Origin of the sequence: Ascidiaceihabitans donghaensis, assembly GCF_900302465.1 — a bacterium.
Classification (GTDB): Bacteria; Pseudomonadota; Alphaproteobacteria; order Rhodobacterales; family Rhodobacteraceae; genus Ascidiaceihabitans; species Ascidiaceihabitans donghaensis.
The window spans coordinates 1069564-1086588 of the sequence record NZ_OMOR01000001.1 but is presented as its reverse complement, the minus strand read 5'-3'; the positions used below and the strand labels follow the sequence as shown (position 1 = coordinate 1086588).

At 53.5% G+C, this 17025-nt stretch carries 18 protein-coding genes; 8 read left to right on the top strand and 10 right to left on the bottom strand.

Features of this window, described 5'->3' with window-relative positions; translation table 11 throughout:
- Position 1 precedes the first annotated feature (1 nt).
- The 5 genes from hisD to ASD8599_RS05390 all read right to left on the bottom strand — a co-directional run bounded on the left by hisD (position 2) and on the right by ASD8599_RS05390 (position 4647).
- Complete coding sequence (gene hisD, locus ASD8599_RS05410; protein ID WP_108827589.1) at positions 2-1309, bottom strand: histidinol dehydrogenase; 1308 nt, start codon at positions 1307-1309, stop codon at positions 2-4.
- Between the two features lie 11 nt (positions 1310-1320).
- Positions 1321-2649, bottom strand: a complete 1329-nt coding sequence (locus ASD8599_RS05405) for a TRAP transporter large permease (RefSeq protein WP_108827588.1) — start codon at positions 2647-2649, stop codon at positions 1321-1323.
- Positions 2650-2660: 11 nt separating this feature from the next.
- Positions 2661-3173 carry a TRAP transporter small permease gene (locus ASD8599_RS05400; RefSeq protein ID WP_108827587.1) on the bottom strand — a complete coding sequence of 171 codons (513 nt, stop codon included), beginning with the start codon at positions 3171-3173 and terminating at the stop codon, positions 2661-2663.
- 112 nt (positions 3174-3285) lie between these two features.
- The gene (locus ASD8599_RS05395; protein ID WP_108827586.1) at positions 3286-4437 is read right to left on the bottom strand and encodes a TRAP transporter substrate-binding protein; all 1152 of its coding nucleotides are present in this window, start codon (positions 4435-4437) and stop codon (positions 3286-3288) included.
- A gap of 21 nt (positions 4438-4458) precedes the next feature.
- The gene (locus ASD8599_RS05390) at positions 4459-4647 is read right to left on the bottom strand and encodes a hypothetical protein (RefSeq protein ID WP_108827585.1); all 189 of its coding nucleotides are present in this window, start codon (positions 4645-4647) and stop codon (positions 4459-4461) included.
- 137 nt (positions 4648-4784) lie between these two features.
- Here ASD8599_RS05390 and ASD8599_RS05385 point away from each other — a divergent pair, with 137 nt between their 5' ends.
- The 6 genes from ASD8599_RS05385 to ASD8599_RS05365 all read left to right on the top strand — a co-directional run bounded on the left by ASD8599_RS05385 (position 4785) and on the right by ASD8599_RS05365 (position 10438).
- On the top strand, positions 4785-5801 hold the full coding sequence (locus ASD8599_RS05385; RefSeq protein ID WP_108827584.1) for a LacI family DNA-binding transcriptional regulator: 1017 nt from the start codon (positions 4785-4787) through the stop codon (positions 5799-5801).
- Between the two features lie 447 nt (positions 5802-6248).
- Positions 6249-7103, top strand: a complete 855-nt coding sequence (locus ASD8599_RS05380; RefSeq protein ID WP_108827583.1) for a hypothetical protein — start codon at positions 6249-6251, stop codon at positions 7101-7103.
- On the top strand, positions 7100-7573 hold the full coding sequence (locus ASD8599_RS20385) for a plasmid mobilization protein (RefSeq protein ID WP_245925934.1): 474 nt from the start codon (positions 7100-7102) through the stop codon (positions 7571-7573). Before ASD8599_RS05380 ends, ASD8599_RS20385 begins: the two co-directional genes overlap by 4 nt.
- On the top strand, positions 7567-8604 hold the full coding sequence (locus ASD8599_RS05370) for a relaxase family protein (RefSeq protein WP_245925933.1): 1038 nt from the start codon (positions 7567-7569) through the stop codon (positions 8602-8604). Before ASD8599_RS20385 ends, ASD8599_RS05370 begins: the two co-directional genes overlap by 7 nt.
- Before the next feature lie 142 nt (positions 8605-8746).
- Positions 8747-9049 (top strand): hypothetical protein, encoded by a 303-nt coding sequence (locus ASD8599_RS20380; RefSeq protein WP_245925932.1) that lies wholly within the window; start codon positions 8747-8749, stop codon positions 9047-9049.
- A 249-nt stretch (positions 9050-9298) separates the two neighbouring features.
- On the top strand, positions 9299-10438 hold the full coding sequence (locus ASD8599_RS05365; RefSeq protein WP_108827582.1) for a DNA cytosine methyltransferase: 1140 nt from the start codon (positions 9299-9301) through the stop codon (positions 10436-10438).
- Positions 10439-10453: 15 nt separating this feature from the next.
- On the opposite strand, the gene ASD8599_RS05360 is transcribed toward ASD8599_RS05365, so the two are convergent.
- The 4 genes from ASD8599_RS05360 to ASD8599_RS05340 all read right to left on the bottom strand — a co-directional run bounded on the left by ASD8599_RS05360 (position 10454) and on the right by ASD8599_RS05340 (position 14400).
- The gene (locus ASD8599_RS05360; RefSeq protein ID WP_181364412.1) at positions 10454-11383 is read right to left on the bottom strand and encodes a NotI family restriction endonuclease; all 930 of its coding nucleotides are present in this window, start codon (positions 11381-11383) and stop codon (positions 10454-10456) included.
- 86 nt (positions 11384-11469) lie between these two features.
- Complete coding sequence (locus tag ASD8599_RS05355; protein ID WP_108827580.1) at positions 11470-12402, bottom strand: hypothetical protein; 933 nt, start codon at positions 12400-12402, stop codon at positions 11470-11472.
- Positions 12392-13555 (bottom strand): hypothetical protein, encoded by a 1164-nt coding sequence (locus ASD8599_RS05350; RefSeq protein WP_108827579.1) that lies wholly within the window; start codon positions 13553-13555, stop codon positions 12392-12394. Before ASD8599_RS05350 ends, ASD8599_RS05355 begins: the two co-directional genes overlap by 11 nt.
- 422 nt (positions 13556-13977) lie before the next feature.
- On the bottom strand, positions 13978-14400 hold the full coding sequence (locus tag ASD8599_RS05340; protein WP_108827577.1) for a helix-turn-helix domain-containing protein: 423 nt from the start codon (positions 14398-14400) through the stop codon (positions 13978-13980).
- A gap of 365 nt (positions 14401-14765) precedes the next feature.
- Between ASD8599_RS05340 and ASD8599_RS05330 the strand changes: the two genes are divergently transcribed.
- Positions 14766-15002, top strand: a complete 237-nt coding sequence (locus ASD8599_RS05330) for a hypothetical protein (RefSeq protein ID WP_108827575.1) — start codon at positions 14766-14768, stop codon at positions 15000-15002.
- Positions 15002-16114 (top strand): tyrosine-type recombinase/integrase, encoded by a 1113-nt coding sequence (locus tag ASD8599_RS05325; protein WP_108827574.1) that lies wholly within the window; start codon positions 15002-15004, stop codon positions 16112-16114. The genes ASD8599_RS05330 and ASD8599_RS05325 overlap by 1 nt, the downstream gene beginning before the upstream one ends.
- A gap of 254 nt (positions 16115-16368) precedes the next feature.
- Here the strand turns inward: ASD8599_RS05325 and ASD8599_RS05320 are convergent, their stop codons facing one another.
- Complete coding sequence (locus tag ASD8599_RS05320; RefSeq protein WP_245925931.1) at positions 16369-16974, bottom strand: hypothetical protein; 606 nt, start codon at positions 16972-16974, stop codon at positions 16369-16371.
- Positions 16975-17025: the final 51 nt, after the last annotated feature.

The following is a 17025-nucleotide window of genomic DNA, read 5'->3' as shown; positions in this document are numbered from 1 at the left end:
TTCACCCTTCGGCTGTCAGGTCAAAGTTTTCGCCGGGGAAGTATTTGGCCAGACGCACATCTGCGGCGCGCGCGTGTCCTTCCATCCCTTCAAGCCGTGAAATACGGGCCGTCGCAATCGCCACATCTTTGGAAGCTTCTTGCGTGGCGCGCTGCCATGTCACGATCTTCATGTACTTGTGCACAGACAAACCGCCAGTGTAGCCCGCAGCACCTGAGGTCGGCAGAACGTGGTTGGTGCCCGACGCTTTGTCGCCGTAGGACACGGTGGTTTCTTCACCTAAAAACAAGGAGCCATAGCAGGTCAGGTTTTCCAACCACCAATCAAGGTCTTCGGCCATCACCGTCAAATGCTCTGGGGCGTATTCATCGCTGCAATTCGCCATGTCGACGCGGTCTACGCACACGATGACTTCGGCATAATCGCGCCACGCTGCAAAGGCGTTGTCGCGATTCAGCTGCGGCAAGTCTTCGATCAAATCGGGCACACGAGCCATGACATCTTCGGCCAATGCACGATCATCCGTGACCAGCCAGACTGGTGAATTGTAGCCATGTTCGGCCTGGCTGACCAAATCGGTTGCCACAATATGCGCATCGGCGTGTTTGTCCGCCAAAATCAGGCTGTCGGTGGGGCCAGCAATCATGTCGATGCCGACACTGCCGAACAAGATGCGCTTGGCTTCGGCCACAAACTGGTTGCCGGGACCGACGAGGATGTTGGCTTTTGGCAACCCAAACAACCCATAGGTCATGGCCGCAACGCCTTGCACGCCGCCCATCGCCAAAATCTTGTCGGCACCACAGATATGTGCCGCATAGATGATAGCAGGGGCCACGCCAACATCGGGACGCGGTGGCGAACACGCTGTGATGTGTTTGCATCCCGCCACTTTGGCTGTGGTGACGGTCATAATCGCGCTTGCAATGTGGCTGTAGCGGCCGCCGGGAACATAGCAGCCTGCCGCATCGACAGGGATCGCTTTTTGACCAGCCACATAGCCCGGTTTGATCTCCATCTCGACGTCTGCAACCGTGCTTTTTTGCAATTCGGCAAAGCGTTTGACGTTGTCATGGGCGAACTGGATATCGGCCTTCAACTTGTCCGGCACCAACGCGCTTGCGGCCTCGATTTCGGCTTGCGTTAACAGAACATTGCCCGCGTAATTGTCGAACTTTGCGGCATATTCCATCGCTTTGGCGTCGCCACCCGCTTTGATGTCATCCAGAATTGAGACAACCGTATCGTGGACGTCGGATGCGCCGGACGCCGATGTCAGGGTCGCCTTTTTGAGATATTCGCGTGTCATTTTTTGGGGTCCTACTTGTAGATATCTGGAAGCAAAGTCGTTGAAACGGCTGGCACATAGGCAATGAATAACACCACGACAAACATGCACAATACAAAGGGCACGGCGCGTGCGGCGATCTTCAGAATAGATTCGCCCGTAATGCCCGAGACAACAAAGAGGTTAAGGCCCAGCGGTGGCGTGATGAATCCCACACCAAGGGCAGTGATCATCATGATGCAGAACTGGATTTCATTCATGCCGATGTTTTCGGCCAAAGGTTGAAGGATCGGCGCAAGGATCACGATGTTGGGCGTGGTTTCCATCACACAACCCGCCGCGATCAGGATGCCGATCATCAACAGGATCAGGATCCACGGTTCATTGGTAAGGCTAGTGGCTGAGGTCACAAAGCCTTGTGGCACACCCATGATCGCGAGGGCTTCGGCCAGTGGGGCAGAAAAGGCGATGATCGGAAGGATCACGCCATTGACCTTGGCCGAGCTGACCAACATTGCGGGAAAATCAGCAAAGCTCAGCGTTCTGAGGAGGAAACCCATCAAGATTGTGACCACGACGGCTGTTGCCCCAGCTTCTGTTGGGGTCAGACGGCCCGAGAAAATCCCGTAAAAAATGATGCCGGGCACGATGAACGCATACCAGCCTGATTTCAGGGAACGGCCAAGGTTGCCGAGCCATTCCATAAACGTCAGATTACCGCCGCCCTCATAAGCGTAGATCCGGTTCACAACGAGGTTAGTGATCAGGATCGCAAACAAAATACACAGACCGGGGATCAAGGCCGCGAGGAACAAGGTGGAGGCGGAAACCCCCAGCACAAGGCCGATGATGATGTAGGCGATGGAAGGTGGGATCAGGATGCCGGTACAGGCACCAGCGGCCACCAGCGCGCAGGCATAGGGGCGGGGGTATCCAGCTTCGACCAGACGGGCGATCGTCATACGGCCCACCGCAGCAGCACCCGCCGCGTCAGAGCCCGAGATCGCAGCGAACATACCGCAGACCAGCACTGTCGCAGACCCAAACCCGCCTTTGGTAAAACATGTCAGCGCCTCGGCCACGTCGAGGAATTTACGACTGAGCCCCGTTCGAACCAACACGTCGCCGGTCAGGATGAACAGCGGGATCGCCGTCAATGCAAAGGCGTCAATGCCGGTAAACAAACGCTCGCCCACAAGGCTGAGCGGCAGGTCGCCGGACATGAGCAACATCAAAATGGCAGAGGATCCAATCGCCGCCCACACAGGCACGGCCATTGCGATAAGCGCCACGAACAGGATGACCGGCACATAAAAATCCCAGCCAAGCTCAACAGTCTGCGCGACAGTATTCCAAAGCATAGCGTCGCTCCTCAATCAAACAGAGTGTCGCCCTCATAGACCGGCTTGCCAGTCTTGAGGGAAATGAAGTCGCGGCGTAGCGATTGCAGCAATCGCCAGATCATCAGGGCAAAACCTGTTGGCACCGCCATCAGGAACCAGACCTTCGAGATGCGCAAACCATCCGTCACCGATCCGAATTTCCACGACACATGCACAGATTCAAACGACCAATACAGCGCAATGACGGCGACGATCATCATGACGATGTCGCCAAACATATAAAGCAGCGCCTTGGGGCGTTGACCAAGATAATGCATAACCACATCAATCCGGATGTGCGCGCGTTCCTTAACGGCGGCAGAGGCCCCGATCCACGCCAGATAAATAAAGGAATACCGCACGATTTCTTCGCCCCAGATGGACGAATAGGCGAATATCTCGCGGCGCAGCACTTCGACGGCCATTGTGATGACCAGCATCACGTAAAAGGTCAAAAGCAACCAGCGTTCCGCGTTGTTATCAAATTTGCGCAGGAATTCCATAATCCGTCCATTCGGTTGTCATGCGAACAGAGGGCACATCCCGTGTGCGGACCGCTCTGCATGTCGAAGAGAAAGGGTGTCGGACGCCTGAATAAGCGTCCGACAGGTTCGTTTACGCGTCGTGTACGTAGTATTTGCCTTGCGTACCCGCAGCTTCTTCCATTTGCGCGAAGGCGTCCATGGAACCGGCAAGCTCAACTTTGAACTTGTCCCATTCGGAACGCTGATACCCACCGGCTGCTTTCCATTCGGCCAGTTGATCCTCAGACAGGCTGTGGAATTCGACGCCAGCTTTGGACAGTTCAGCCATGGCATGCGCACGCGCAGATGGCACTTTGGCAAGGTTCTGGTGGCCGGACATCTCGGACGCCCACATGATCCCGTCTTGAACGTCAGCAGGCATGGAATTGAACCATTCGAGGTTACACGAATAAACCTGCGAATCCGGCACGGCCTGCGTGAACGTCACGTGGGACAGCATGTCTTTGAAACCAAAGACGTAAAGTGCGCCAACAGATGGATCAAGCGCATCAGCCACACCTTGCTGGATCGCAGACGGCGTCTCACCCCATGCAACCGGCGTCGGGTTGGCGCCAACCATACGGTAGTACTGCTGCAACATCGCCGATCCCGGCACGCGGAACTTCACCCCATCCAGATCACTTGGCGTCAACACGGCACCGTTGCCGCCTTTGCGAACGGCCACAACACGTGGGTCAATGTTCACGTAGAACAGCGGCTTAAAGCCGTTTTGTTCGATCTTGGGTGTGACGTTGGTGTTCCAGAAGTCAGAGTTCACAAGGTTGGTGAAGCGCTGGTTGGACCCGCAGAGGTAAGGCATGTTGATCAGATCAACTGTGGACGCAAAGGGCGCAAAGTTGGACAGCGAATGCTGTGCGGCCTGAATGGTGCCACCCTGAACAGCCTGAACAAGCGCGCCGCCGGCACCCAACTGACCACCGGGGGCCAGTTTGACGTAGACTTTGCCATTTGTGGCGTTCTGGATGTTTTCCTTGAGATCCAGCTGCATGATCGGATAGCTGCGTGATGCACCCAGAACATACGCTGTAGCGATGGTCATTGTGTGCTCTGCTGCGGCTTCACGATCACGCTCTTCATTGGCTGATTGCGCTGCGGCTTCGGTAGACCAAAGCGTTCCTGCGGCACCTGCGACCAAGGCGGCGGTGAAGCCCGCAGTCGATGCAACTTTCAGAAAATTCCGGCGTTCTAGTGACGCAATCTCTTTGCGATCTTGATGATCCATTTGGATCTCCTCCCTTTGGACTTATTGACTGCCGTCGTTCTTCGAGCGGTCAGCTTCTTTTCTTAAAATGGCGACGACAAACAGAACCGTCGCACAAGACAGAACCAACATTTCCCCAACGTCTCCAAGAAACGCTGCATCGGCAAAAGCGCCCAAAGCCACGTTCGAAAAGAACACCGTGAATACAATAACTGCACCAATGAGAAACATGACGAGCCTCCCTGCTGTCTGGTTCTTGCCCCAGTGTAAGCGCTTACAAATATAAATTGCAAGCGCTTACATCTTTTACAACATCGATTGTTATCATACGTTGGAACCATCAGGATATTCCAAGGAACCCACTGTAAATGCACGTGTCACCGCACATTCCCACGTTGGATGATGTCGCAAATGCTGCAGGCGTTTCGACCGCAACGGTGTCGCGTTGTTTGAATGAAAAGCAAAAAGTGTCACCCAAAACGCTGTCAAAAGTGATGGAGGCCGTCGAATCACTTGGGTACACGCCCAATTTCAATGCGCGTGCGATGGCAGCAAAACAGTCACATACAATTGGCGCAATTATCCCAACGATGGAGAACGCGATTTTCGCACGTGGGCTGCAAGCGTTTCAGGAAACGCTGCTTGAGCAAGGGTACAATCTGCTCGTCTCTAGCAGCGCCTATCAACCGAAACTGGAAGCCCAGCAAATTCGGGAACTTGTGGCACGTGGTGCCGATGGCCTGCTGTTGATCGGCTATGAACGGGACGAGGCCGTTTATGACTACCTTGCTCGACGTGGCATTCCAACTGTGCTGGCTTGGGCCTCTATGCCGGACAAGGGCCATGCCTCAGTCGGGTTTGACAACCGCGCATCGATGCGGCTTTTAGCGGATCGTGTCATTGAAATGGGGCACCGCCGGATTGCTGTGATTTCTGGCATCACCGAAGGAAACGACCGCGCCGCCGGACGGTTGGCCGGTATCCAAGACAGCTGGCAGGCGCACGGTTTTGATCTGGCTGCCCTGCCCGTCATTGAAACCCCATATGAAACAGAGAACGGCGCGGCAGCTTTTGCCGAATTGATGCAAGCCGACGAAAAACCAACAGTTGTAATGTGCGGAAACGATGTTCTGGCATCTGGCGCCATTTCCAAGGCGCGCGATCTGGATCTTGATGTACCCGGCGATGTTTCAGTGACGGGCTTCGACGATATCGAGTTGGCCAAGCACGTTTTTCCGGCTCTTACCACTGTGCATGTGCCCCATCGTCAAATGGGTCGCATCGCAGCCCAAAGCTTGGTCGGATTGATTGAGAAACGATCTGAAAAAGTGACCCGCCAGCTGGACGTTTCTATCGTCATGCGGGCGTCGCTTACAAGTATATGAAGGCGTGCCCCAACGCTGCCACGCCGGTGCAGTTAAATAGTAGACATTGATGATCGTTTGCCCCTCTGAAGCCTTACCCCCGCAGACAATCCAATCAATCTGATTTCTCACTGGCTTGTGCATTTTCAACAGTTGGAGGACCCCCGCCCAAAGGCACGGCCGTCCTATCAAGCTGGGAGGTGACGATTTTCCAACATTGCTAATATTGTGTAATTTGACGCCGCTACGCGAGCGTGTTTTCCCACTGACACAGAAGGAAGTCGACAGAGTATTTTAATGATTTTTAAATGGTGCCCGGGGGCGGAATCGAACCACCGACACGAGGATTTTCAATCCGGCGCTTATCCAGCGCAATCAAACGGTTACTATCGTAAATGGTGTCAAACCCCCTACAGGAATTCAAATACTTAGCTGCCAATTGTCAAACTCCCTCGGCAAGGCTCTCCAATGAGCTGGCGAGTTGCGAACACATGCGCGGAACGGAAGTTCGGTAGCGCGGCGCGCAAACAGATTATCATGTTTCTTGCTGACAAGGCGAGCGACGACGGCTCCGGCATCTGGTGTTCTAAGGGAACAATTCAGCGTCACACCGAGCTGGGGGAGACCACCGTCAAGCGAACCGTGCGTGAGTTCCTGAAGGAAGGCATCCTGGTCGAGACCGGCGCACGCACCTGCAAGAACGGCTTTACCGTTGTTTACCGGATCGATCTGGCCAAGGTCGAAGCGCTGGAACCTACGCTGGAACCCAAGATTGAGACGGGGTCCACAGTGGCCCCCGTCCAGCCTGGCCCCGGTACGGGGGCCACAGTGGCCGGGGTACCGGGGCCACCACGGCCCCCAAACCATCCTAAAACCATCCATAAACCACCTACGCGCAAGCGCGAGGCGGCGGAGGATGAAGAAGATGAGAAGATTTTGGCAGCATATCCACCAGACCGGCTTCGCAGCAAAGCGGCCTGCCTTGCCCAGATCGGAGAGGCCATGAAGGAGGGGATCAAGCCGGAGGACTTGCGGCAAGCCGTCCAAGCCTACGCAACCGAGAGCGCAGGTTTCACCCGTTCCAAGGTCTGCTTTTCCGACAACTGGTTTCAGTTGCGGCGCTGGCAGGCCTATGTTGAGAAGCAGGCAGAAGACAAAGAAAAGGCGGCAGCATTGCAGGTTGACCACCACAAACGGCTGGCCTGCTGGATCAGTGATCGCAGCCCGATGTGCAAACACATCACGGGCAACCAAGTCACGGCGTTGCTCGCCTCAAAATTCGTGACAGAGGCGCAAATTCAAGCCGCAGGCCTCAGATCATGACCGCAACCGATCCGACAGAAGAGCAAACAGCAAGGCGACCCATGTCATACGCTGGCGCTGCTGACACGGGACCTTGCGAGGGGCGGCACGCCTCCCCTTCGAACCCCACAGGCGCGGGGAAATCCCGCACCAAAGAGCCACTGACCGAAACCTTTGTCTTTCGGTGCACCACGTCCGAGAAGGCCCAGCTGCGCGCCAAAGCTGAGGCCGCTGGCCTGCCTGCTGCGACCTTGCTGCGCGAGGCGCTTGGCCTGACGGAGGCCCGCCGTCGCAAGCCCATCCCCCGCGTTGACCCCGCGCTTGTGCTGGCCGTCGGGCGCATCGGGGGCAACCTCAACCAAATCGCGCGCTGGCTGAACCGCGCGATGCTCGCGGGCCGTGTCGACCTCGACGCGTTGACCGTTGCCCGCCGCTTGCTGACCATCGAACGCCAGCTCGCCCAGATCGTCGAGGCCGCGCGCAGATGCTGATCAAGTTCTTCCGCAACGGCAAAGGCGCGGGCGCAGGGCCGGTTGGCTACCTCGTGGCGGACAAGGTGCTGGCCCATGACGACAACCGCGACCTGATCCGCGATGCAGATGGCCAACCGATGACCGTCACACGCGAACCATTACCGGAGGTCCTGCGCGGCAATCCCGACCGCACCGAAGCACTCATCGACGCCAGCCGCCACCAGTGGACCTACCGCGCGGGCGTGATTAGCTTTGCCGCCGAGGATGCCCCGACCGAGGAGCAGCAGGCCGAGGTCATGGACCATTTCGAGCGTCTGGCCTTCGCGGGGCTGGACCCGACGCAATATGACGTGCTTTGGGTCCGACATACCCACGAAGACCGCGTCGAGCTTCACTTTTGCACGCCGCGCTTGGAGCTGACCTCGGGCCGCAGTCTTAACATAGCGCCGCCCGGATTTGAGAAGGCCTTCGACAGCCTGCGCGACGTGATGAACCAGCGCCACGGCTGGGCAGATCCGATGGAGCTGGAGCGCACGCAAGAGGTCCGTGACACCATCGAAACCCCGACCCGCGCTCAGGGACGAGACGAGCTGCACGCGTGGCTGCAAGACCAGATTAGCGTCGGCCTGATCACTGACCGCGCAAGCATGCTCGACGCGCTCGTCGATGCAGGCTTCGATATCCCACGCGCGGGCAAAGCCTACCTGACCGCCCAAGACCCCGACACCGGCGAGCGCTGGCGTTTGAAAGGAAAGATATTCCATGAAGACTGGCAAGCCGACTCGACTGAGCGAGAAACTGAACGCGGAACTGGACACGATCCGGCAGGACTACGCCGCCTCGATGGCATCCCAGCTGGAGAGCTTCAGAACCGATTTGAACAGCATTGCGACCAGCGCGCAGCGTACAATCGAGAGCGATACCCGCACCTTTCTGCGACAGAACAAGAGCTGGCTGACGATCTCGCCCTGGCTGATCACGGGCACGTTCTTGGCGGGGATCGTCTCGATGATGGCCGCGAGCTTGCTCTGGACGCTGCTGCTGACTAGCTCCGAGATGACGGACTTGGGCCTGACACGGATCGACAGGGAGGACGGGACATGGCTGGTACTGGACCCGACCAAGACGCGCCTGAGAACCTGCACGATGGGCGGCAGATCAGTGACATGCATCAAGATCGAGGAGAACTAGATGACGACACCCCTGACAGCCTTAGAACGCGACTTGCTCGCCTGCGTCGAGCGGTTGGTGACGGCCTGCGAGGTCTCAGCAAAGGAATTGAGCGGGTTAGAGGAACGCTCGACGACCAAGATGCAGCGCCAGATGGATGGTATCGCACAATGCGTGACGCTGCTCATTCGTTCGCAAGCCGTGTCACTGAAAGCATTGCGTGGATTGTTGAACGAGGAAGCGAGCTACGCGACGCTCGACGAACAGTTGAGCAGGAGCTTGAGCTTAGCGAAGGACGCCGAAGAGAGGCTGAGACAGAGCTAGAAGCGCGGGAGGTCGAGATGGACAGGGGGATGACGCATTGAGCGCTAACTGGAAAACAGTTGTATTGGCAACGTATGGCATTGCTGAATTGACAGATCAACGATAAGAACAAATTGAGAACATAGGGGCAATAGTGGCGATGATATTGATTTGCGGCGACACAACTGATTGTATGAAGAAAAAAAGGGCGATCAGTATGCGGGTGCTTCCCCAAATGTCTCTACAAAGTTTCCTGATGGCAGGTGTTCTATGAGCGGACCAACGGTAATCGATCTCTTTTGCGGTGCAGGAGGCTTGTCTGAAGGAATGCGTCAAGCTGGTTTCAAAGTTTTGGCTGGAAACGATATTGACCTGCATGCGGGAGCAACTTTCGCCTCAACACATCCGGAGGCAAGGTTCCTGCCGGGCTCGATCTTTGAACTTTCAGCGCAAGATTTTCTGGAAGCGACGGGGCTAAAGAAATTCGAACTAGATGTCCTTGCAGGTGGACCACCTTGCCAAGGCTACTCAGTCTACAATCACCAACGCGGTATGCATGATGAACGGAGTCACCTCTTCAAAGAGTACCTGCGAATTGTTGAAGGCCTAATGCCCAAATGGCTGGTTATGGAAAACGTTACTGGTATTATGTCTGCAGGAGAGGGCGAAGCTTTCCAAGCCGTCTTGGCTGGCATTCGGAGCTTGGGGTACAACGTTGAAGCCCAAATTTTGCGCGCGGAAGAATATGGCGTCCCACAAGAACGTCGACGTGTTGTCTTCATAGGCAATCGAGTTGGTGCGCCCATTGTGTGGCCTGAGAAAACCCATGGGCAAGACCTAAAGGCTTTCACTACGATTAGAGATGCACTCTACGACTTGCCGGTTTTGGCGAACGGAGAAGACAAAGGGATTAGCAAATACCGAATCCCAGCTTCGTCTGCGTATCAAATTGAATTGCGGCAGGGTTCTAGAAAGGTTCACAATCACTCGGCTTCAAAGTTGGGTGCGATCAACTTGGAGCGTATGAAGCACATTCCTCAAGGCGGGAGCTGGCGAGATGTACCATTTGAACTCTTACCCGCAGGTATGAAACGTGCGAAGCGAAGCGATCACACAAAGCGATATGGCCGAATGAAGTGGGAGAGCCAATCCTGCACCGTTCTAACCAAGTGTGATATCCATTGGGGTGCCTACATCCATCCAGAGCAGGATCGTAGCATCACCGTTCGTGAGGCAGCACGGTTACAATCATTTCCGGATTGGTTTCACTTTTCTGGGCCCAGAACAGAGCAATTTGTTCAAGTAGGTAATGCCGTGCCTCCGCTTCTAGGAAAATGTATCGGAAAAGCAATTTTGACCGCTGAGGCCAGCTCAGAAGGCCACCCAGAACGTCAAGTCGCTATGGGTTAACTGCCATACTTGAGGTTACAAAGCCGTCTTCCGGCTTAACGCAGCTAACTTCGCTGCGATTGTATCTTCATAGATACCTAAAGGCGGCAAGTTTTGGGGCGAAACAAATGCGAAAGCGATTTGTTCAACAGTCGTAGTAAACTCGGTGACAAGTTCTATCGGTCGTTCTGCCCCCGACCAGGACTCAGCCAGCTGGTAGGAATGAAATGTTACAGTGCCAGGGCCCTTCGGGTATTCCAGCAATGAGCTACCAATGCGAGTTCGGATTTTCTGCAAGACAGGTTCTGGCAGCACAAAGAATAGTCCATGAAGTGCCAACTTCTCGCGGCGAAGTGCGTGCCCTTTGTAGATAATCTGCGGTAAGATACGTTTAGTCACGTTCTCCCAGTTGAAACCGGCGTTTGTACCCCCCTCTCCCCATTTGCTCGGATGGGGTTGTTCAGCGTAATAGTCTATTGATGCTTTCTTGTAGCTATTGGTGGTGTCAATGGTCTGCACCTCGACCGCTACTATTGCCAAAGGTTCCAGATCAGGACCCACAGACGTAAGCAAGAAATCCACCTTAAACGACCCGGACTCCCCCTCGGCCGATGGTGCCTTGATACCGACTTCGCCACTGTAGCCTTGCCCAAAAACAACCACTTCACGCCCGGTTAACGTTCCATTCCGGCGTCGGTTTTCCGCTTCTAAGTCAGTGAGCAAATCAGTATCACGGCCAAACGTTTGTCGAGCAATGCGCCAAATGACCTCGAACTGATTGCCGTATAACCGATTTGGACAAATGATGACTGGATTGGCATTAGGTGCTTGAAGTGCACAGGCACCACCACTCTGCGATTTCTTGCACTTATCATCGACGAACGGGCACCATCTCCGCGAAGCAAATTCTTTGCTTTCAGCGGTAAGTGGCTGAAACCCATGAAATTCAATAACTTTTGTTGGCACAGGTAGCTTCCTCTTTCCTACACCAAACCTACTTTCAAAGGATTCTTCAACAGATAGGCGCTTATTCAGAATTTGGATTACGCATCTTAGGCAGCGGCGACCAAACACATTGTTTCAAACAATTTTTCTTTCCATAAATCTAGATCGAAATGCTCCCCCGCTGCCACTGCACGCACGAGGCGAAGCCGATCCATTACGATCCCCGCGTCCCGCGCGACTTCTTTGAGCTTGTTGTCTGGTATCACAAATGGAACCGCGAAAACCTTAGCTGGGCTTACCTTAAGCGTCGAGAACCACTTGAAGAATTTTTCTGAGACGTCGTTCAACTTGCCGTCCCAATCGTTGCCGCAAGCGCATTGACCAAAATAAAAGGGCTGTCCAATTGCTCTTCCACATCCAAAATCTTTCCAAACGATGTAGTCGACACCTTCGTCTCCCTGGCGAGGACCTTCGTCTGGTAGATCATCATCAGGTTGCCAACGTAACTCACCACTGTTCGCAATCGCAACGCCTACCGCCTTCTTAAACCGCTTGTTTTCATTCGGAAAACCTATGTGACAGTGGCCCGTATTTGGCCCTAAAAAATTGGCTGTCAGTACTGTTGCAAGCCTTTCGAACTGACGAGGGAAATCTTTAAAACGACCTGTCGTCAGACTCGGTGTAAGTGATGTGCAAAGCAGAAACTCATAAACCAGAGAGTCCGACTGCTCGTAAGTCAAAACGTCTCCGTCCAATCGAAATGGATAAAGTTCGCCAAGCGCCTTCGAACGCCGCTCTAGCTCTTCAAGAATTTGCGAAGACGCCGTATCCATAGAAGTCTCGAGAGACTGCCACGCTTCCTCACCAAGCCCATCCTCTGCCGCGTAGCTCTCTTCAAGCGTATCAGCTATTGAATCATCCCGAACACCAGAAGTTGCCCGAGATTTCCCTAACCTCAACGCCACCAGTTCAGCTTGATCGGCATCTTTGGAAACCTTGAGGAGGTGTCCTCTCAAAAAAAATGAGTGATCAGTCGTCATCTTCTTCGAATTCCTTGTCCGCGATCTCTTTTAGACGTTTAGCTAAGTCAGAAGCTGAAGATCTGACTTTCACGGATGTGCCAAGGTGCTGTTTTGCAGTTTCAATTTCTGGCGGCGTTTCCGAAACGGATGCTACCAAGTCCGAGAGTATTGACCGGATTTTGCTAAGGTTTTCTTCGAGTTTGATTTCAATTGGTTTTGTCTTGTCCAAAACAGTGACTAGATCGCTACCTGTCTTGAGAAGCGCCACTTTATCAGGATCCGAAAGTGCTTTGGCTAAGTCTACCAGTTGGCGGGAGTCGACGATCGCGGAGCTACGGCCTGTTTTCCTGTCACCAAACATTGCTTGAACAACTGTAGCCGCGTTTCCAAGCTTGGTTTCTGGGATGGGGTTGGGCTTATCAGATACCTTATCTTGCAGACCGCAAAAGTCCCTCGTCGCCTTGTATCCTAAAATGGTGTAAACCCAAGAAAATGGGTATTCAGAAACGCTGCCTCTGCCTCGTTTCTGGCTATCGCTTGGCTGAAAATGCCCTGTTTCAACCATCTGACGGATGAACCGGTATCCTTCTAGAAGTCGAACAACCGTGCTGTGTTGGTCCCCAATCATTTCAGTAATTTTAGAAACCGGCATGCCAGTATCATCTGTGATTTTCGCAACCCAAGACGCTTTAGCATATGAGTCCCAAGGTTGGGCTGAGGCAATATGGCGTACGCCTAAGTAGGACAGCATTGTCTCGGCTGCCGGTCCATCTTGCTCAAAAATTAGAACGGGAATCGGTTCAATCGCGGGACTTCCGTTTTCGGTCCAAGCCTTCTGAACGCGGTTAGTCAACTTTTCTTGGCGTACCGCTCGAGCGTCTCCGGTAAGGACGATACACGCACAAAGACGTCGGTTCCCCTCTTTGACCACAAGTTTACCGTCAGCACGCCGAACGCAAACAAGCGGCTCTGCGGCAAAAAAGCCGTTCATTGCCAGTGAACTAACGACATCTTCGATCCCAAACTTGTCGATTATCAAATCCACAAGTTGGGATTGCTCTACTCCGCGCTCAAGCTCTCCAAAACGAGGATTGCTTTCATCTAGCAGCAACTCGGATATGTTTATTCGATCTGGAGTGCCGCCAACGGCGTTATTTGGTAAATCTGTCACGGTGGATCCTTGGTCGATAATTCGTTCAAGCTACTACGCAGGCACAATTCTTGCCAATGCTAAACCATTTCCAAAACGAACCTTTATTTTTCAATTGGATAACGTGGTGTTTGCTCCAGTCGACGACCGGAGTTTGCGAAGCCGATGACAAAAATATTGTTCTATACCGAGCGCCAATGCGAAAGCTGGAAACGATAGCGCTATGACGATACCGGAGATGGCCACTCCGATCATAGGAAGCCATGGCATCTCCCCGGCAACCCAAAAAGCGCAAAGCGGCCCCCAGGTCATTAGATAAAACAATGAGCAGGTACAGGTGATGTTCATTACTGGTCGCGTATAACGAGCAATGTCAGCCTGCATCCGTTCGGTTGCAGCAAGTTGGTGGCGTTGCCACGCCTCAGGTTGCCTCAGGTTCATTTCTACTCCCTCAACAGTTCGATCCACGTGTGGACGTCATCCATTGCTATTTCCTTTCCTTCAAGGAAGGACCGATACCAACGTGCGGCTATTGCCCCGCGTTTTTCACTCTTCAGTTTAGTTTCGCTGTCGGACAAGAATTTATCCAACGCTACTTCAAATTCTTCCAATTTGGCGAGATCGTGCTCAAGCCGCACGGATTCTGCGCCAAGCAGTATCCAGTTCAGATCCACATCGAACTTTCGATGCAGTTTTACTAGCGCCTCAACTGGGATCGAGCGCTTGCCAAGCTCATAGCTCTGATACGCTCTGAGCGAGATGCCAAGCACTTCGGCCATTTTCGCCTGCGATACCGCCAATTCGTTTCGCGCAATGGCTATGCGCGCACCAAGGGCGCTTAAGTAGTCATACGGACGATCAGCCATCGTTGCGGCATTCCACTTGCATTTACGTTCATATGAATGCTATACGCACAAATGAGCGTTATTCATTTTGTTTACGTATCGGAACACGGCACGTGCGCACAATCAACCCGATTCACGCTTTCTAATGAAAAGGAGAGAGGTTTGGCTCAAGAGAAACTACTATCGCCCAAAGAACTTGGTTCAATGGTTGGTCTAAGCGCAGCGCAAGTTCGCGCGTTAATGAACAGTGGAAAACTGGAGTTTGTTGAAATCTCTGCAAAAACGAAGCGCTTAACTATGACTGGTTGGGAGCGGTTCCAGAGGAACGCGACCAAAGTCAAAAGCTGCGAAAGCGAGAGAACGGCTGCAAACTGACGGGGGACACGATGGCTACCACCAATCTAAATATCAGCGTGATCGACAAACGCATGATGAAGCAATCTGAGGCCGCGAGCTACACGGGTTTGCCAGTGAAATACTTCAAGGCAACGTGTCCGGTGCGCCCAGTTGAACTCAAACAGGGCACTCTACTTTGGGATCGCAAGGACATCGATCTTTGGATCGACGGTGTGAAATCTGGCTCTGTGACTGAGACGCGGGACGAAATCTTGGGCCGACTCTGATGACCATGGTACGCGTCAAAGGGTTCAAGATTTTCAGGGACCGGCATGGAAAGATGCGTTGTTATCACCGCGAAACGGGCCACAAGATTGATCTTGAGAAGTTTCCAATCGGCTCTGCGGAGTTCTTCGCCGAGTGCGAAACTATTCGTGCGATTGCAGAGGCGCAAAAGGCGCGGGCACCTAAAGTAGGCACACTTGGAGGACTTGTTCAGAACTATTTCGAAACGGAGCATTTTCAGAGCCTCGCTGAGATAACGCGGGGCAATTATCAAGATTGCGCCGATTTTCTAAAGACCATCAAAGACACGCCGATACATGTAATCGACACCCCTCTTGTCTCAGGTATCCATGACAAGGCTGCTAAGAAGATTGGCTGGCGGCGAGCGAACATGGTGCGCACGCTATTGAGTGAGGTTTTCAAGTATAATATCCCAAAAGGACTTATCGCGGCCAATTACGCCAAAGACGTAATCCCAAAGCGCCGTCCGCGTGATCTTGCCTATGCAAACCGACCTTGGAGCATCGAAGAGCGGGACATTGTCCTGCCAAGAGCAAAACCTCATGTGCGCGTAGCACTTGCTTTGATGATGAATACCGGCCTCGATCCATCGGACGCGCTGAATCTACGCAAGGATCAGCTCGACGGCGATACTATTTGGGGCGTGCGCAGCAAGACCGGCGAAGAAGTCGCTATTCCGATCAGCCCCACTTTGCAGGCGGCGTTAGACCTGTTTCCAGAGCATGCGGCTGAAACGGTCCTTGCCAGTTCGCGGGGCAAAGCATGGACTTACAACGGGTTTTCAACAGTTTGGCATCGTTTCAAGATCAAATTGGAAGAAGAAGGCCTGATCGCACCAGGCCTCACACTCAAAGGCTTGAGACACACGGTAGCAACCACCCTGCGCGAAGCTGGCCTTGATGAACGCCGTATCGCAGACCTTCTAGGACAGAAGACACCATCCATGGCGCGACACTATTCCCGCTCGGCAAATCTTGCCGAAAAGAACCGCCAGACCATGGAGATGCTGGAAAAAAAAAACGAAAGGCGCGCGAAGATTGTCAAACCTTCGCCGAAAAGCGTCAAACCTAACCAAAGTGAGGATCGAACATGAGCGGTAAACTCAATTATATCAGAGAGTTAAATGGTGCCCGGGGGCGGAATCGAACCACCGACACGAGGATTTTCAATTATCCTTGTGATCCAAACGAACTGTCTCAGGATAGCTCAACCCGTAACGTAGCCAATTGAAAACCTTGACCTTTGCACTTGGCAGATCGTCTCGACCCGTCTCATGCCGGAGCATTCAAGCACGCTGCTCCTGCTACCCCCATGATACCCGAACCTTGATTGCTAGGTGGACCACTTTCAAGCGTTCACCAGATCGGACAGGTACCCATCAGCGCCGCTGAAGTAGCCGAAAACGCCGTCCATGACGTCTTTCAACCGGATCAAGTCTAATCGATCCTTGGCTAGAGGCACTGGGTTGCCTTGATTATCTCTAGGGTACCTAAAGGAAAACGAACGAGGGTCCAAGTTGCCAAACTCGGCGATAATACCTCCTACGATCCGATTAGCTTGGTCCGGGTCTTGTGTCCCAAACCCGTCCAGTACTTCTAGGAACTTGGGCCATAATCTTTCAAACTCGTGTGTGTTCCAGATCGGATCAACGCCAACGTGATGACCATAATGATTTATGATGTATTTGAGGTTCAACTCGAGTGCGTGCCGGTACAAAAAAACTATTGGGAAGACCAGATAATCGGCCTCGCGGAAATCTTCGATGGCTTGCTGAACAAGGGCGTCCGCCGATTTCCGATAGCCGTCTCTCATCAGGAAAAATCGCGAGAAGTCATCTGCAGCCACTGCGACCTGTTGTTGATCTTCATCTGGAAGATCAAAGGGGTCGTCTCCATCATGCGGCCACCGAAAGCCGGTCCCAAACAATTCCTCAAACCTTAGCCGCTTTGCCATTTGAACCACCTCCTGTTTCTTAACTACCCAAGTTCCATTTCCTACAGTATC

What these genes read in the sequence shown, in the direction of transcription:
- ASD8599_RS05370 (WP_245925933.1), top strand. Translation starts at nt 7,567, where the DNA reads ATGCTGATCAAGTTCTTCCGCAACGGCAAAGGCGCGGGCGCAGGGCCG.
- ASD8599_RS20380 (WP_245925932.1), top strand. Translation starts at nt 8,747, where the DNA reads ATGACGACACCCCTGACAGCCTTAGAACGCGACTTGCTCGCCTGCGTC.
- ASD8599_RS05320 (WP_245925931.1), bottom strand. Translation starts at nt 16,974, where the DNA reads ATGGCAAAGCGGCTAAGGTTTGAGGAATTGTTTGGGACCGGCTTTCGG.
- ASD8599_RS05395 (WP_108827586.1), bottom strand. Translation starts at nt 4,437, where the DNA reads ATGGATCATCAAGATCGCAAAGAGATTGCGTCACTAGAACGCCGGAAT.
- ASD8599_RS05340 (WP_108827577.1), bottom strand. Translation starts at nt 14,400, where the DNA reads ATGGCTGATCGTCCGTATGACTACTTAAGCGCCCTTGGTGCGCGCATA.
- ASD8599_RS05405 (WP_108827588.1), bottom strand. Translation starts at nt 2,649, where the DNA reads ATGCTTTGGAATACTGTCGCGCAGACTGTTGAGCTTGGCTGGGATTTT.
- ASD8599_RS05390 (WP_108827585.1), bottom strand. Translation starts at nt 4,647, where the DNA reads ATGTTTCTCATTGGTGCAGTTATTGTATTCACGGTGTTCTTTTCGAAC.
- ASD8599_RS05385 (WP_108827584.1), top strand. Translation starts at nt 4,785, where the DNA reads ATGCACGTGTCACCGCACATTCCCACGTTGGATGATGTCGCAAATGCT.
- ASD8599_RS05355 (WP_108827580.1), bottom strand. Translation starts at nt 12,402, where the DNA reads ATGACGACTGATCACTCATTTTTTTTGAGAGGACACCTCCTCAAGGTT.
- ASD8599_RS05400 (WP_108827587.1), bottom strand. Translation starts at nt 3,173, where the DNA reads ATGGAATTCCTGCGCAAATTTGATAACAACGCGGAACGCTGGTTGCTT.
- ASD8599_RS05365 (WP_108827582.1), top strand. Translation starts at nt 9,299, where the DNA reads ATGAGCGGACCAACGGTAATCGATCTCTTTTGCGGTGCAGGAGGCTTG.
- ASD8599_RS20385 (WP_245925934.1), top strand. Translation starts at nt 7,100, where the DNA reads ATGACCGCAACCGATCCGACAGAAGAGCAAACAGCAAGGCGACCCATG.
- ASD8599_RS05325 (WP_108827574.1), top strand. Translation starts at nt 15,002, where the DNA reads ATGACCATGGTACGCGTCAAAGGGTTCAAGATTTTCAGGGACCGGCAT.
- ASD8599_RS05380 (WP_108827583.1), top strand. Translation starts at nt 6,249, where the DNA reads ATGAGCTGGCGAGTTGCGAACACATGCGCGGAACGGAAGTTCGGTAGC.
- hisD (WP_108827589.1), bottom strand. Translation starts at nt 1,309, where the DNA reads ATGACACGCGAATATCTCAAAAAGGCGACCCTGACATCGGCGTCCGGC.
- ASD8599_RS05330 (WP_108827575.1), top strand. Translation starts at nt 14,766, where the DNA reads ATGGCTACCACCAATCTAAATATCAGCGTGATCGACAAACGCATGATG.